This is a genomic window from Novosphingobium sediminicola, from assembly GCF_014196525.1.
Taxonomy (GTDB): Bacteria; Pseudomonadota; Alphaproteobacteria; order Sphingomonadales; family Sphingomonadaceae; genus Novosphingobium; species Novosphingobium sediminicola.
The window spans coordinates 39,330-55,833 of the sequence record NZ_JACIDX010000022.1 but is presented as its reverse complement, the minus strand read 5'-3'; the positions used below and the strand labels follow the sequence as shown (position 1 = coordinate 55,833).

The window sequence follows — 16,504 nt, the reverse complement described above, 5'->3', positions numbered from 1 at the left end:
GGATCCCTATCATCGGTCTAAAACATCGCCCATCTTTATCCGATTGGCATGGTATGATAGGCTCCTTTGGTCGAAACGCCTAGACGCGATGCGATAGGCTTGCCCCGTCCACCCCATGACGGAAATGCGCCGATGACCGATGCTGCTTTTGCCCATTTCGCTCCCGCTCTGGCTGCTCCCTCGCCTCTGCGCCGCGCGATCACCGATGCCACGCGCCTGCCTGAGGGCAAATGCCTTGCCGCGTTGATCGAGGCGGCCACTCCGCCAGAGCCGATGCAACCTGCCATTGCCGCCACCGCCTGCGCGCTGGTGCGGGCTCTGCGCGCCAAGGGGCAGCGCGGGGGCATGGAAAGTCTGGTCAAGGAATATGCGCTTTCCAGCCAGGAGGGCGTGGCGCTGATGTGTCTGGCCGAGGCGCTGCTGCGCATTCCCGACAATGCCACGCGCGATGCGCTGATCCGCGACAAGATCGCGCGCGGCGATTGGCAGGCCCATCTGGGCGCGGGTCGAAAGCTGTTTGTCAATGCGGCCACATGGGGCCTGATCGTCACCGGGCGGCTGGTGGGGGCCAACAGCGACGGCTCGCTGGGCGCGGCGCTGACGCGGCTGATCGCACGGGCGGGCGAGCCGCTGATCCGGCGCGGGGTCGATATGGCGATGGAACTGATGGGCGAGCAATTCGTCACCGGCGAGACCATCGAGGAGGCCCTCAAACGCGCCCGAAGGCTTGAGGCGCAGGGTTTTGCCTATAGCTATGACATGCTGGGCGAGGCGGCGACCACGGCGGCGGATGCGGCGCGTTATTGGCGCGATTATGAAAACGCGCTGCACGCCATCGGCAAGGCCAGCGCCGGGCGCGGCCCCTATGCCGGGCCGGGCATTTCGATCAAACTCTCCGCGCTCCACCCCCGCTATGCCCGCGCGCAGCAGGACCGGGTGATGGGCGAACTCCTGCCCCGCGTGCGGGCGTTGGCCATTCTGGCGCGCGATTATGACATCGGCCTCAATATCGACGCCGAGGAGGCTGAGAGGCTGGAAATCAGCCTCGACATTCTCGAAGCCCTCGCGCTCGATCCCGATCTGGCGGGATGGAACGGGCTGGGCTTTGTGGTGCAGGCCTATGGCAAGCGGTGCCCCCATGTCATCGACTGGATCATTGATCTGGCGCGCCGCACTCAACAAACGGCCAACAGGCGGCTCATGGTGCGGTTGGTCAAGGGCGCCTATTGGGACAGCGAGATCAAGAAGGCGCAGGTCGATGGGCTGGCCGATTTCCCGGTCTTTACCCGCAAGGTTCACACCGATGTGTCCTATGTCGCCTGCGCTCGGCGGTTGCTGGAGGCGCGCGATGCGGTGTTCCCCCAATTCGCCACCCATAATGCCCAGACTTTGGCCACGATCCACCATCTGGCCGGGCCGGATTTCACGACCGGCGATTGGGAATTCCAATGCCTGCACGGCATGGGCGAGCCGCTGTATGAAGAGGTCGTAGGCGCGGGCAAATTGAACCGCCCCTGCCGGATTTACGCGCCGGTGGGGACGCATGAGACCTTGCTGGCCTATCTGGTGCGGCGCCTGCTGGAAAATGGCGCCAATTCCTCCTTCGTCCACCGCATCTGGCAGGAAAGCCTGAGCCCGCAGGAACTGGCGCAGGCGCCCGCCGATGAAGCCCGCACCATCGAGCCCTTCGGCTCGCCCCATCCGGTGGTCGCCCTGCCCGCGCATCTCTATGGGCAAAGGCGCAATTCCTCCGGCCTCGATCTGGCCAGTGAGAGCGTGCTGGCCGCCCTCTGGCAGGATTTGCGGGCCAGCGCGGCGCGGGAATGGCGGGCCGATCCGATGATCCCTTCGCTCTGCGTCATCCGCCCGCCGCAGGATGTGCGCAACCCGACCGACCGGCGCGACCTTGTGGGATTGGTCAGCCCCACACTGGAGCGCGATATACCGCTGGCCTTTGCCAATGCGCGAAGGGCCGCGCAGGGCTGGCGCGAGACGCCGCCCGCGCAGAGGGCCGCGATGCTGGAGCGCGCCGCCGATCTGCTGGAGGAACAGATGGGTATCCTGATGGGCCTCATCATCCGCGAGGCAGGGAAATCAGCGGCCAATGCCGTGGCCGAAATCCGTGAAGCGGTCGATTTCCTGCGCTATTATGCCGATCAGGCGCGGACCACCCTGAACGATACCCATGCGCCCATCGGCCCGGTGGTCTGCATCTCGCCATGGAACTTCCCGCTGGCGATCTTTGTCGGGCAAATCGCTGCCGCGCTGGCCGCGGGCAATGTGGTGCTGGCCAAACCCTCCGAAGAAACCCCGCTGATCGCCGCGCAGGCGGTGCAGATCCTGCATCAGGCGGGCGTGCCGGTGGGGGTGCTGCAATTGCTGACCGGGGCGGGCGAGATCGGCGCGGCGCTGGTGGCCCACCCTGATGTGGCGGGCGTGCTGTTCACCGGATCGACGCCGGTGGCCAAGCTGATCCAGCGCGAATTGGCGCGCCATGAAGGGCCGCCCATCCCCCTCGTCGCGGAAACCGGCGGGCTCAATGCGATGATCGTCGATTCCTCGGCGCTGGCCGAACAGGTGACCGGCGATGTTCTGTCCTCCGCCTTCGACAGCGCCGGGCAGCGCTGCTCGGCGCTACGCATCCTGTGCCTTCAGGAGGATATTGCCGAGCGGCAGTTGACGATGCTGAAAGGCGCGCTGGGCGAATTGCGGATCGGCAATCCCGATCGCCTCTCCACCGACATCGGCCCGGTCATCACCGAGGAAGCGCGCGAGGCCATCGCCGCCCATATCGGCCGCCTGCGGGCATCAGGATGCCCCGTCTGGCAGGCCCCGCTGGGCGAGGAAACCGACCATGGCAGCTTCATCGCGCCCACCATCATCGAGATCGACAATATCGCGCAAATCGGCGGCGAAGTGTTCGGCCCGGTGCTGCATATACTGCGCTATGCCCGCGAGGATCTGGACACGGTGGTCGAGGCGATCAACGGCACAGGCTATGGCCTGACCTTTGGCCTGCACACGCGGCTGGACGAGACCATCGCCGAAGTGACCGAAGGAGTCGCGGCGGGCAATATCTATGTCAACCGCAACACCATCGGCGCGGTGGTGGGGGTGCAGCCCTTTGGCGGGCGCGGCCTTTCGGGCACTGGCCCCAAGGCGGGCGGGCCGCTCTATCTGGGGCGGTTGGTGCGAACCATGCCCCTGCTCGATCTGACCCCCGACCTTGCCACCGAATTGCCGGGGCCGGTGGGCGAGCGCAATCTCTACCGGCTGCATCCGCGCGGGCGCGTGCTGGCGGCGGCGCACAGCCAAGAGGGCATGGCGGCGCAGACGGCGGCGGCACGCGCGGCAGGCAATCGGGTGGACCTGCTCTGGCTGGGCGAAGGGTCAGCGCCTGCAGGCGCCATAGAAGCCCTGCCCGCGATTAACCCCTATGGCGCGGTGCTGATCGAACCGGGGCCTCGCGCCCATCAACTTATGCAGCAGATCGCGTCGATGGAGGGGCCGATCCCGCTGATCCAGCAGGCCGATGAAGAAGGGCATTCTCGCCCCGACTGGCTGATCGAGGAGCAGACCGTCTCGATCAACACCACGGCGGCGGGGGGCAATGCCGGCCTGATGGCGCAAGTGTGAGATCGCCCTTTCCCCGCGCGTCTTGCGGGCGCATAGAGGGAGCCCTCGCAGGCCCGGAGAATGGAAGCCATGGAAATCGCCCTGAAAACCTATCGCATTCCCGAGGGTAAAAGCGTGGACCTGAAAAAGCGCAAGACGCATGTCAGGCCCGCCTATGAATCCAAGGCCGATTATGAAACGATTCTGGCCGACCATGTCGCCCGCCTCTCCGACCTGCAACAGCGCCACTATGCCGCCAATGCCCATGGGCTGCTCATCATCTTTCAGGCGATGGATGCGGCAGGCAAGGATGGGGTGATCCGCCATGTCATGTCGGGCGTGGGGCCGCAGGGCTGTCAGGTGTTCGCCTTCAAACGGCCCAGCGACACCGAGCTGGAGCATGATTTCCTGTGGCGCGCGACCGACAAATTGCCCGCGCGCGGCGAGATCGCCATCTTCAACCGGTCCTATTACGAGGGCGTTCTGGTGGTGAAGGTCCACCGCAAGAGCCTGAAGGCCGAAATCGGCCCCGACAGCGCGCAGGGCGACGAGCTGTGGCAGGAGCGCTATCGCTCGATCCGCGATTTTGAGCGGCATTTGCATGTCAATGGCACGCGGATCGTCAAGATCTTCCTCCATGTCTCCAAGGAGGAGCAGCGCCAGCGCTTTCTGGCGCGCATCGAGGAACCGCACAAGAACTGGAAACTGACCCCGGCCGATATTGAGGAGCGCCAGTTCTGGAAAGACTATCGCCGCGCCTATGAGGCCTGCATCGAGGCGACCAGCACCAAGGAGGCGCCGTGGTATGTCGTGCCCGCCGATGACAAGGAAAACGCCCGGCTGATCGTCTCACAGATCGTGCTGGATGCGCTCGAAGGGCTGCGCCCGGACTATCCGGACATCTCGCTGGAAAAACGCGGGCAATTGCAGGCGATCCGCGCGCAATTGCTGGCCGAGGGGGAATAGCCCCCCGGCCAGAGCCATCATCACAGGATCGCGGCAATCCCGGCGCGCGCGATCTGAACATCCTGTTCCGATTTGACGCCCGACACGCCCACCGCGCCGACGAAATCGCCATCAACCACAATCGGCACGCCGCCTTCGAGCATCGCCTGCAAGGCAGGCGCGGTCAGCATGGAAACGCGGCCGTTAAGGATCAGATCCTCGTAAACCTTGCTCTCGCGGCGCCCCATGATCGAGGTCACGGCCTTGGCAGGCGCCATATGCGCGGTGCTGGCCGAGGCGCCATCGAGACGCAGCTGGCCCAAAAGATGCCCGCCATCGTCCACCACCGCAATCGACACCGCCCAGCCGTTGGCCAGAGCTTCGGCCTCGGCAGCGGCCAGGATCGCCTTTACATCGGCGGTTTCAAGAGTGTGCTTGGTCTTCATGGGGGGAGGTATCCGTTTCTGGTGTTGCGGCGGCGCGCTTAGCACAGAGCGGCCGATGCGCCAGAGACGAAAAGACGCGACGAAAAGACGCGACGAAAACGGGCGCGGGATATTCTCCCGCGCCCGTCATCCGATCAGAACTTCGCGCTCACCCTTGCATAGATCTGACGGCCGAAGGGGTCCGAGATCGAGGGCAGATAGCCGTTGAACTTGGCAAAACCGGGGGCCGTGTCAAAGGCGTTGATCATGCCCGCGGTAAAGCTGAAGCGATCATCGGATCCAAAGCTTTTGGTATATTGCACGTCGAACACCGAGAAAGCCTTGATCCGGTCGGTGGGCGCCGTGCCAAGGTTCAGCCCGTAATCGTCCAGCACGCCCGAGGTATAGCGCCATGTGATCGAGAGATCATGCGTGCCATAGGCGAAATCGGCGCCCGCCACGCTGCGCCAGCGGGGCGCGGCCGAGGCCGAACCGGGCGACTGGTTGAAGGCGTTGCGATAGCCGATGCCGTCATAGACCACGCTGCCCGTGTCGATGTCATATTTGAGCAGATAGGTCACCGCATCACGCAGCGTCACCTGCACGCGGCCCACGTTGAAACCATATTGCGCGGCAACGTCGATGCCCGAGGTCTTGGTGCCACTGGTGGCGTTAAAGCTGGTGACGTTGATGGTCTGGGCCGAACCGGTGGTCGTGTCGCGGATCACCGCGCTCGAGTTCGGATTGGCGCTGATCACCGCCTGCGCGCCCTGCGTCTGGATCTGGTTGTTATATTTGAACTGCCAGAAATCGACCGACAGGCGCATCTTGGGCACCGGCAGGAAAGTCGCGCCAAAGTTGAACACATCCGCCGTCTGGGGCTTCAGGTTCGGGTTGCCATAGGTGGCGATGGTGCGGAAGGTGGTCGTGCCGTCCTTGGGATCGGTGATATTGCCCACGCCCGTGCTGATCAGAGCGTTCGAGCTGTTGGCAATCGCGGGGGCCTGAAACGCGCGGCTGAGCGAACCGCGCAGCGAAATCTGGGGCAGCACGCGCCAGTTGACCGCCAGCTTGGGCGCGGTGGAGCTGAAGCCGCCGTAATCTTCATAACGCGCCGCCGCATTGACGTTCAGCCCGTCGATCACCTCATAATTGGCCTCGACAAAGGCGCTTTTGACATTGCGCGTATAGGAATAGTTGCGGGCCGGGCCGATAAAGCCGCCAAAGCCCGACAGCAGCAAATCCGAATAGATCCCGCGCGACTTTTCCTTGCGGGCCTGAACGCCCACAGCCACATCAAGACTGTGCCCGTTGATCGTCACCAGCGAACCATTGGCGACCGCTTCGCCTACAAAGTATTCGTTCTTATAGTCCGAAAATTCGTCGGTTTGCAGGTTATAGAGCAGCGAAGCGTCCTGCTTGGCATTGTCCGACTGAAACGGGCTGTAATAAAGACAATTGCCCACGCCCGCCACCGCGCCAGAGCCTGCGCCGTTGAAGCGGATGTTGCAGTTCGGCCCACCATAACCGTTCAGCGCGGCCTGAAACAGGTTCATGTCGGTGTCTTTGTCGCGGGCAATCGTGTGGCTGGCCGAATAGGTGGCCGAGACCGCATATTTCCAGTCGTTGAACAGCTTGCCCCTTGCGCCCAGCACGTAATGCTGCTGATCTACCGTGTCGCGCATCACGCGGTATTGATAGGTGCCGGCAAAACCCTGCGCGCCGATGGCACGGCCAAGAAAGCCGATGGTCACGCCAAAGGGGTTGTACGGATTGCTGGCGGGCATCAGCGGCGGGGTCGCGCCATTATGCGTCTGGGCATAGGAAGGCACGCCGTAACGGCTTGAATCCTGATGGTAATAGCTCAGTTCGGCATAGATCGTATGGCCGGGCGCGACCTCGAAGGTCGTGTCATTGTGGATGTTCAGGCTCTTCGACTGAGGCCGGATCGGGTTTTGCGCCTGATAGGAATAGGCGCAATTGCCAAGGCCAAACGTCGCGCCCGCCGTAGGCAGATAGACGCTCGACGTGCCCGACAGGCCGCAATTGGGGTCCACCACTGTCAGCGTGCCATTGGCAGCCTTATTCGCATCATAAAGCGCGGTGTAATTGTTGCCGTTGATGATGACATTGCCGCCGGTACTGGTCTGCGGGCGGCCATAAAGCACGAAGCGCCCCGGATAGCCGGTGGTCGAAGCGTTGAAGAAATTGGTGACCGCGCGGTCGCCGTTCTGCAGGTTGTCCTGAAAACGATAGCTGGCCGAAAACACGCTGTGGATGCGGTCATTGCCAAGGCCGACCATCGCCTGAACATTCCAGGCGGGCGATTTGTCCATGCTGATATATTGCGCGGACATTTTGACGCCGGTGAACTTGGTGTTGGTGATCAGGTTGAACACGCCCGCCACCGCATCGGCGCCATAGGTCGACGATGCGCCGTCCAGCACCGTTTCCACCCGGTTGACGGCAATATCGGGCGTCAGCGAGTTGAGGTTGACATAGCCGTCGCCCGCCTGCGGCGTCACGCGGCGGCCGTTGAGCAGCACCAGCGTTGCGCCCGAGCCCAGCCCGCGCAGATTGGCCGAACGCGTGTCGCGCGTATCCGCCCCGCCCTTTTGCAGATCCTGCATCCCGCCCGTCGAGCCGACATTCTGCGGAATAAAGCGCGTGAGATCGCCGATCGAGGCCACGCCGGTCTTTTCCAGCGCCTTGCTGTCCACCGAAACGATGGGCGAGGCGCGGTCTTCCTGACGCACATTGCCGAGATACGATCCGGTAACGATGATTTCCTGCGGCTTGGCTTCAGGCGCGGTCTGCGCCATCGCGGGCGCGCCCGCCAAAGCCAGACCGGACAGCCCGCCCATCAACAGCGCCCTTGTCGAAGAATTCATGATATCGCCCTCCCTGCACCGCGCCGAGAGGGGCGAGAATGCAATCGGGCACAGGCAAACGCGCCGAAAAACAGCGCGATCCCGTTCCTTTTGACAGCCTCTTGGTCCCTGATCCCCTTCGGCGGGGTTGTCCAATTTCTGAGGCTGAACATGGCGAAATTGGTTCAAGAACGGAAATATAATATTCTGATTGATTGATGCGTCTGGGTTATCAAATCCGGCAAAACCCCAAGAAAAAGGCCACCGCGCAAGGTCTGCGCGATGGCCCCACCCATCCCATCCGGCAAAAGGCTCAGTCGATCAGCACCTTGCTAGCCTCGGCCTGCGCGATCAGCTTTTGCGCATCGGCCTCCAGCAGCCATCCCGCCGCCTGCTGCCGCGCCACCGCCTTGCGCACGGCGGCCACAAAACCGGCGTGATCGTGATAGCGCTCCTCCAGCGAGAGGCGCGGATCATGATGCGCCAGCCTTTCCGCCTTGGTTCGCGCAAAGGGGATGAAGCCCCCGGCAAAGCCGCAACCCCCGCCCGCCTCATAGCCCCCCGCCTTCACATTCCAGCCCAGATGGCTGCCCAGCGGCACCTGCAAGGCGACCGCCGGAACGCCCGAAGTCTCGTTGCCATCCGCGTTCACCCGCGGCACCCGCTGGGGCAAAGCGCCGAGCACGCGCGGCGGCTGCACCCCGATCACGCCGCTGGTGTCATAGGTTTTATAGCCCGGCCCGAAATCATAGTTGAGCAGCGAGTTGAGCTTACCATCGGGCACCGGTGCGCCCACAATATCGGGCCAACCCATCGCCTTGGCATTGGCCTCCACCAGATCGCCACCCTTCAGCGTGGGATAGCGGCTGGGCAGAGGCGCCTTGCCTTCACGCACCCAAGCCACCAGCATCATCTGCGCCGCACGCAGGCTCTCCATCGAGGACACCGCATTGCCCGGCAGCGCGCATCCCGGAGGGGTGGGATCACCCCCGGTCGGGAAGCCCCCGCTCCACGATCCGCCATGGGTGGTGCTGGGGAAATAATAGCGGCGCACTTCGGGCGGCAAAGGCAGATCGGCACGCCCATCCGTCCCGATCAGGCCGGGCGACATACGCAGCCCCCAAAATTCAGCCGAACCGAACGTCTCCACCACCTTGGGGCAGGTGTCGCTGGCATGGCAACGGTCGAGAAAGCTCGATACGCCGCGCCCGCGCGCCTTGTCATTATAGCGCGTCCACCACAAAGTCCCCTCGCTGCCCGGCTCGAACAGGCCCGCCGCGCCGCCCGGCACGCCAAAGCGCAGGTTAAGCGGCACCTGACGCGCGGCAATATTGGGGTTCACCCCGTCGAACACGCGCCGCCCGGCCTCATCCGCGTTAAAGCCCAGATGGACGAAAGTGCGCACATAATTGCCCGACTGCGATGTGCCGCTGGCAATGGCATAGGCGATCTTGCCCGCCGGATTGGGGTGGCCCGCATCATCCTTTTCCGCGTGGCGCAAAAAAGCCACCAGATCGCGCGTGGCGGCAAAGCCAAGGCCCAGCACCAGCGGGTCCTTGCCCTCATAGGCCAGCGTATAGGCGAATTTGGGATCGAACCCGCCGCGCAGGCAAATCCGCGCCGGATCGGGCGTGCCGGGGAAAGGCACCGTCCGGCAATCGGCAAAGGCCCAATCGGCAGGCTTGATCGTTTCCAGCGGCGCGCTGTCGCCCTTCAGCCGCATCAACCGCGCCTTGGTCGTATCGAGCGAGACCGGCAGCGGGCGCGGCGTGGGGCGGCCAATGCTCCCGGTGATGGGCAGGCTGGTGACACCCGCAGGCATATCGACAAAGCGCGCCAGCACCGGCCCGGTCAGCCCCGCCGCCACCGGCACGCGGGCGGTCTGCAAGCCCACATCCTCGGGCAAATCGCCCTGCCAGCCCGAGACCACGCGGACAAAGCCCATCGGATCAGGGTCACGCAGGATATTGCCGCGATTGGGCACATCATAAAACAGCACATCGCTGCCCGCCAAGGGCCGCGTGATGGCAAAGGTGGCCGAATATTCGACCATGCCGCGCGCATTGCGCGGGGCGGCGGCAATATCGGTAATGATCGTATTATGCGGGTCTTTGGGATCGACCTCGCCATGGAAACGCCCGCTGATCGTTTCATAACCCGGCTTGTCGGGCGCTGTCTTTTCCACCTCGATCCGGGTCAGGCGCGCATCGGCACCATGGGACATAAACATCGTCGCGCCCAAAAGCGCGTAACGCAGAGCGCCGAAAGGCGCATGACGCAGAGGCTTCATCATCGGATCACTCCGGCAAAAGGGGAAGATCGAGCAATTGCGCGCCCAGCGTCTTGCCATGCGCGTCGAGCGAGAGGGAGCGGGTGACGCCGCCCTGCAGCGCCCCTTCCAGCACCAGATTGACCGCCGCCAGCGCGGGCAATTCATAGCGTCGGATCAGGCGGGGGCGCAGGCCCGGCAAATGCGCTGCCACCCGCTCGGGCGTGACGGCGGCCAGCACTCGGAGATAATCCGCATCGCGCAAGGCAAAGACGGCGATTTGCGAAATGTCGCCCTTGTCGCCCGTGCGCACATGGGCAATGTCGCGCAAAATTTCGGCCATATCAGGCAATCTCCAGATGGACGCGCGGCGCAACCAATTCGCGCGCGATCAGCGTCGAGGCCACCGCCAGCACCTGTCTCACCGAGCGCGTGACACCGCCCCCGCCCATCGGGCCGTTGGTGTAAAGCGCCTCGACCTCGGCCCCGATTGCGGTGGCGCTTTTGGCGCAGGATGTGCGCGCGGCGATGCGGACGCGCACATCGGCAGGATCGCCGCCCGCCCCGCGCCGGTCCACCGCATCCATACCGATCAGATCGCAGCGCAATTCCTCGACCTGCGCCCCGATGATCTTCAGGCGTTCGCGGATAATCTCGATGGCCAGACGCCCCCGCGCCGCCGCGCCGGGTCCGGCATAGGAGATCTGCCCCTCGCCGACATAGCCGTCGTGATAGGCGATGGAGACTTTGAGCTTTTGCGGCGCCGCGCGGCCCATGCCGCCCGATACGCGCACCCGGTCCGGTCCGACCTGTTCGATCCGCACATCGCGGAAATCGGCGCTGACATCGGCCTGCAGATAGGCGGCTGGGTCGAGGATTTCATAGAGCAATTGCTCCTTGACCGTGGCCGTATCAATCCGCCCGCCGCTGCCCGCCAGCTTGCCCAGAATGGCCACACCATCGCGGCACACATCGGCATAGGGAAAGCCAAGGCGGGCCAGATCGGGCACATCCTTGACCCCCGGATCGGCGAAATAGCCACCGCAGACCTGCCCTGCGCATTCGAGCAGATGGCCGATCACCGTGCCCTGCCCCATCATCGCGTGATCATCGAAGGACCAGTCCAGTTCATGCGCCAGCGGCCCCAAAAACAGCGCCGGATCGCAGACCCGCCCGGTAATCACCGTATCGGCCCCCTGCTCCAGCGCCATGACGATGCCCTGCGCGCCGAGATAAGCATTGGCCGAGACAATGGCATCGCCCAGATCGCGGCTGGTGCCGGGGCGGTCGATCAGCGGATAATCGCCCGCCAGCACCAGATCGAGCACATCATCGCCCGTCACCGCCGCCGTGCGATAGCCCGACAGGCCCAGTTCGCGGGCGATTTCCGTCACTTTGCGCGCCGCGCCCAGCGTGTTGGCCGCGCCCATATTGGTCACGATCCGCACCCCGCGCGGCGCGGCCAGCGGCAAGGCCCGGCGCATCCGCGCCTCAAGCAGGGGATCGAAACCGGCCTGAGGATCAGCCGCGCGGGCGGCCTGCGCCAAACCGATGGTGCGTTCGGCAAGGCATTCAAAGGCGAGGTAATCAAGATCCCCATGCTCGATCAGATCGAGCGCGGGTTCGATGCGATCCCCCGAAAATCCGGCACCGGCGCCAATGCGCAAGGTCGAACGGGTCACAGGCTGAAAACTCCCAGAACAAGCGCGGCGGCGGTCATCACCAGCGTGGCGGCAAACAGCCATGGAATGGCGAAGCGCTGATGCGCGGCCAGTTCGACCCCCGACAGGCCCGCGACAAGGAAGGTGGCGGGGGTCAGCGGGCTGACCGGGAAACCGGTGGTCATCTGGCCTAAGAGCGCTGCCTGCGCGACCTGCACCGGGGGCAGGCCGAAATGCGCCGCGACCTCGGCCAGCACGGGCAGGACGCCGAAATAGAAACTGTCAGGGTCGAAAATCAGGCTGAGCGGCATGGACAGCACCGCGACCACCGGGGGCAGATGCGGCCCCAGCGCGGCGGGCATATGGCCAGCTGCCGCGCTGGCGATGGCCTTGATCATCCCGCTCTCGTTCATGATGCCGGTGAACACGCCCGCCGCCATCAGCACGCCCACCATTTGCAGCGCGGCGCCCGCGTGGGATTCGATCCGTTCACGCTGGATTGTGGGGGCGGGAAAATTGAGCAGCAGCACCAGCGCCGTGCCGATCATAAAGACCACTACCGGCTCGACCTTGCCCGATACCATCACCCCCACCACGATAAGCGCCAGCAGCGTGTTGATCCAGAAGAAGCGCGGCAAAGGCACCGGATCGACCGGGCCAGAAGCGCGCGCGGGCGTCAGCCCAAGGCGGCGTTGCTCCCGCAGGCCCAGCCACCATGCCACGGCAAAGACAAAACCCAAGCCCACCACCTGCACCCCGATCATCGGCGTAAAGATCGCGCTCACCGGCAGTTTCAGCGCCGATCCGGCGCGGATGGTCGGCCCGGTCCAGGGCAGGAAATTGACCCCCGCCGCCATCGAGGCGGTGCAGGCCAGCACACGCCGGTCCATGCCCAATTCGTCATACAAGGGGCGCAGCGCGGGAATGGTGATCAAAAAGCACACCGCCCCCGAACCATCGAGATGGATAATCAACGCCAGCAGGGCCGTGCCCACCGTGATCCGCTTGGGGTCCTTGCCAACCGCGCGCAGCACGCCCGAAACCAGCGGTTTGAGCACGCCCGCATCGCCCAACAGGCCGAAAAACAGGATGGCAAACACAAACATACCCGCCACCGGTGCGATCCGCGTGATGCCCGCGATCATATAGGCAGGCATATGCGCCCCCGCGCCAATCGCCAGACAGCCCAGCACCGGCGCCAGAATCAGCGCGACCAGCGGCGAGACACGTTGCGACAGGATCGCGGCCAGCAGGCCCAGAATGGTGGCCGCAGCCACGGTTTCAAGCATGATCCTCTCGCCTTTGAATAATTATGCCGTGCCACCATGCCGCAATTGCATTGATGCAACAATTCGACTTATTCTATCTTTCTATAACTCCGCCGCATGAATCACAGGAAACCATCGCATCCAGAAAGGCCTGCGCGGCCGGAGACAGCGTGCGCCCCACCATGCGCGACACGCCGATCCGGCGCGAGGCCAGCGGCGGCTGCATCGCGCGCCACGCAATATCGGCATTATTGGCCAGTAAGGGCAGCGTCGATTGCGGCAGAAGCGAAATGCCCAGCCCCGCCGCGATCAATCCGCCGACCGTTGCCAGTTGCGAACATTCGAACAGGGCGGGCGTGACAATATCGGCGCGGGCGAAGGCGGCGTCGGTCAGCATCCGCACGCTGCTGCGCGGCTCCATGCCGATAAAGGGCATGTCGCGGAACACCGACCATGGCGCCGGATCGGGAATCGCGCCCGCATCGCGCGCATGGCACACCAGCACGCAGGCATCCTCAAGCATCGGCATGAAGTCGATCTCGGCCTGAGCATTGGGCTCGATGGAAATGGCAAAATCGATCATCCGGTCCTGAAGGCTCTGATACAGGCCCGAGGTCAGGTTTTCGCGCAGGATGATCTCGACATGGGGATGGCTTTGGCGAAAGCGGGCGATCACGCGTGGCAACAGGTTCGCCGCCACCGAGGGCAAAGCGCCCACCACCACGCGCCCTCTCTGCCCTTCAAAGGTCTGTTTCAATTCGCGGAATGCCTGATCGAAATCGCCGGTCAGCCGCTCGACCGTGGGCAGCAGCGCGGCCCCGGCGCTGGACAGGCGCACATTGCGCGAATTGCGGTCGAACAGACGCACGCCCAGATCCTCCTCCAGCAGCTTGATCGTCCGGCTGAGCGCGGGCTGCGAGAGGTTGGCCATGCGCGCGGTCTCGCTGAAGCTGAGCGAACGGGCGACCTGGAGGAACAGGCGGAGACTGGAAAGGCTGGGGGTGCGTGACATGGGCATAGATTAGCCCGATCATGCCATTTTGCCAATCAATCGGCAAACCATCGACTGTGGCGCAAAAGGCACATCCACACACCTATCATAGCGAATGATACCATCGCACAGTTGCGGGAAAACTGTAATGTTATAGAACATAACTTATGAGGCGCCAAAGCGCGCCGGAATTCTGGAGAGGACATATGAAAATCAACCGCGTCGCACCGTGGCTCGCCTCCGCTCTGCTGGCCACCACCTCGCTGGCCGCAGCGCCCGCCTTTGCCGCAGACCAGCCTGCCGCTGCCGAAAATCCCGACAAGGACATCGTCGTCACCGCGCAGCGCCGCCGTGAAAATGTCCAGAACGTCAACATTGCCGTGACCGCGCTGTCGGGCGACGCGCTGGTGGACAAGAAGATCACCCGCGCGATCGACCTTCAGACCGCGGCGCCCGGCCTGACGATCTCGCGTTCGGGCGTGACCGATTCGTTCAACATCCGCGGCATCGGTCTTGCCTCGGGTTCGCCCCAGGTGACCAATGGCGTGGCTACCTATATCGACGGCGTGTTCCAGCCGCCCATCGTGTCGAACGGCCAGTTTTATGACATGGCCGGCGCCGAAGTGCTGCGTGGCCCGCAGGGCACGCTGTCGGGCGCGAACTCGACCGGCGGCGCGATTTACCTGACCACCCAGCGCCCCAAGCTGGGCGAGACCAGCGGCTATGTTTCGGGCAATTACGGCAATTACAACAATGTCGGCGTGAATGGCGCGATCAACCTGCCCTTTGGCGAAAAGTTTGCCGTGCGCGCATCGGGCCTGTTCAACCAGCATGACGCATGGTTCAAGGATGTCGGCCCGGCCAACAACCAGCCCGAACGCCTTGCCGAAATCGACGGGCGCATTCAGGCGCTCTACAAGTCGGGCGGTTTTCAGGCCAATGTGAAGGTCGAGGCCACCCAGCGCAAGACCGGCGGCTTTGCCCTCCAGCCGATCAACACCAGCCTCACCAACAATTCCGCCGTCGCGGGCCGCACCAACACGCCCTTCACGGTCAGCTTCAACACGCCGGTGTCGAATTTCGAGCGCTCCTTTGCCACGGTGCTGGAGCTGAAGTATGAGTTTGCCGGTGGCCTGACGCTGCGCTCGCTCACCGCCTATCAGAACAAGCGTCTGGCCGCCGTCAGCGACACCGACGCCACCTCGATCAGCCTGCTGGCGGGCGGCAACAATGTGCGCGAGCGCGTTTACAGCCAGGAAATCAACATCATTTCGCCCGATACGGGCAAGTTCAAATATGTCATCGGCGGCTATGCCCAGCGCAACAAGGTGGACCTGCGCAACTGGAACAGCAGCGGCGGCAATTTCACCACCCTGCCCCATCCCAACACCAGCAAGCTGCTGCTGGGCGCCTTTGGTCAGGCGACCTATCAGTTGACCGACAAGCTCTCGGTGGATGCGGGCCTGCGTTATTCGCGCTTTGAAGTGACCGGCTCGAACGCGGTGTACAGCGCGGCGCCGGGCAGCACGATGGCCATGATCATCGGCGATCCGCCGGTGGGCGCCACCATCCTTGCCCCCCAGACCGGCCATGAAAGCGACGGCCGCGCAACGGGCAAGATCGCGCTGAATTACAAGCCCGATGCCGACAATCTGATCTATGCCTTTGTCGCGCGCGGTTACAAGAACGGGGGCATCAATCCGCCGACCGGCACCTTTGCGCCCGAAACCGTGATGGATTACGAAGCGGGCTGGAAATCCACCCTGTTCAACCGCCACCTGCGCACGCAGATCGGCGCGTTCTATATGAAGTATAACAACTTCCAGATGGACGTGACCAACCCGGTGTCGGGTCAGAACGGCGTGGTCAATCTGGCCAATTCGGAAATCAAGGGCTTTGAGGCAAGCTTCCAGGCCAAGGTCAATGCCCTGTCGATCGACGGCGGCCTGTCCTATGTCGACAGCAGCCTTTCGGGCTTTACGCTGATCAACAAGTGGCTGGTGCCTGCCGCCTCCAACGGTTTCCCCCAGTGCAACGGCAGCAATTCGGCGCGCTGCTTCGACTATACCGGCACCAGCGTAACCACCAGCGGCGGTTCGAACCTGTACAGCCCGAAGTGGACGTGGAACCTGGCGGCATCCTATCGCATCGAGGTGGGCGATGATGTGGTCGTCACCCCGCGCATCGGCTACTCCTATATCGGTTCGCAATGGGCCTACCCCACCTATCAGACCGGCACCGACCTCATCAACGCGCGCGGCCTGTGGCAGGGCAGCATCACGCTGGACAAGGGCACCTGGAAGGGTGAAATCTACGGCACCAATCTGGCCAACAAGTTCTATGTGGCCGGGCAAAGCGGCCGCAACGAACTCTATGGCGCCCCGCGCGAATATGGCGTGCGCGTGACCAAGAAGTTCTGATCGCATAAGATCCCCGACAGGCCATGGGGCCTGTCGGGGA

The 16,504-nt window shown here is 63.8% G+C and carries 10 protein-coding genes; 3 read left to right on the top strand and 7 right to left on the bottom strand.

Annotated features, from left to right (window positions below):
• The first annotated feature begins 132 nt into the window (after positions 1-132).
• Positions 133-3,636 carry a bifunctional proline dehydrogenase/L-glutamate gamma-semialdehyde dehydrogenase PutA gene (gene putA / locus GGR38_RS21395; RefSeq protein ID WP_183628601.1) on the top strand — a complete coding sequence of 1,168 codons (3,504 nt, stop codon included), beginning with the start codon at positions 133-135 and terminating at the stop codon, positions 3,634-3,636.
• Positions 3,637-3,705: 69 nt separating this feature from the next.
• A complete protein-coding gene (locus GGR38_RS21390; protein ID WP_183628632.1) occupies positions 3,706-4,581 on the top strand; it encodes an ADP-polyphosphate phosphotransferase in 876 nt (291 codons plus the stop codon).
• 20 nt (positions 4,582-4,601) lie between these two features.
• Here the strand turns inward: GGR38_RS21390 and GGR38_RS21385 are convergent, their stop codons facing one another.
• The 7 genes from GGR38_RS21385 to GGR38_RS21355 form a co-directional block, all read right to left on the bottom strand.
• Positions 4,602-5,006, bottom strand: coding sequence for a GlcG/HbpS family heme-binding protein (locus GGR38_RS21385; protein ID WP_172341978.1), 405 nt, complete (start codon positions 5,004-5,006; stop codon positions 4,602-4,604).
• A 134-nt stretch (positions 5,007-5,140) separates the two neighbouring features.
• Complete coding sequence (locus tag GGR38_RS21380; RefSeq protein WP_183628600.1) at positions 5,141-7,876, bottom strand: TonB-dependent receptor plug domain-containing protein; 2,736 nt, start codon at positions 7,874-7,876, stop codon at positions 5,141-5,143.
• A 292-nt stretch (positions 7,877-8,168) separates the two neighbouring features.
• Complete coding sequence (locus GGR38_RS21375; RefSeq protein ID WP_183628599.1) at positions 8,169-10,148, bottom strand: alpha/beta hydrolase domain-containing protein; 1,980 nt, start codon at positions 10,146-10,148, stop codon at positions 8,169-8,171.
• Between the two features lie 4 nt (positions 10,149-10,152).
• Positions 10,153-10,467, bottom strand: a complete 315-nt coding sequence (locus GGR38_RS21370; protein WP_183628598.1) for an AtuA-related protein — start codon at positions 10,465-10,467, stop codon at positions 10,153-10,155.
• A 1-nt stretch (position 10,468) separates the two neighbouring features.
• Complete coding sequence (locus GGR38_RS21365) at positions 10,469-11,806, bottom strand: acyclic terpene utilization AtuA family protein (protein ID WP_221227201.1); 1,338 nt, start codon at positions 11,804-11,806, stop codon at positions 10,469-10,471.
• Positions 11,803-13,074 (bottom strand): CitMHS family transporter, encoded by a 1,272-nt coding sequence (locus GGR38_RS21360; RefSeq protein WP_183628594.1) that lies wholly within the window; start codon positions 13,072-13,074, stop codon positions 11,803-11,805. Before GGR38_RS21360 ends, GGR38_RS21365 begins: the two co-directional genes overlap by 4 nt.
• Before the next feature lie 73 nt (positions 13,075-13,147).
• Positions 13,148-14,065 carry a LysR family transcriptional regulator gene (locus GGR38_RS21355; RefSeq protein ID WP_183628592.1) on the bottom strand — a complete coding sequence of 306 codons (918 nt, stop codon included), beginning with the start codon at positions 14,063-14,065 and terminating at the stop codon, positions 13,148-13,150.
• A 185-nt stretch (positions 14,066-14,250) separates the two neighbouring features.
• Here GGR38_RS21355 and GGR38_RS21350 point away from each other — a divergent pair, with 185 nt between their 5' ends.
• Complete coding sequence (locus tag GGR38_RS21350; RefSeq protein WP_183628590.1) at positions 14,251-16,464, top strand: TonB-dependent receptor; 2,214 nt, start codon at positions 14,251-14,253, stop codon at positions 16,462-16,464.
• Positions 16,465-16,504 lie beyond the last annotated feature (40 nt).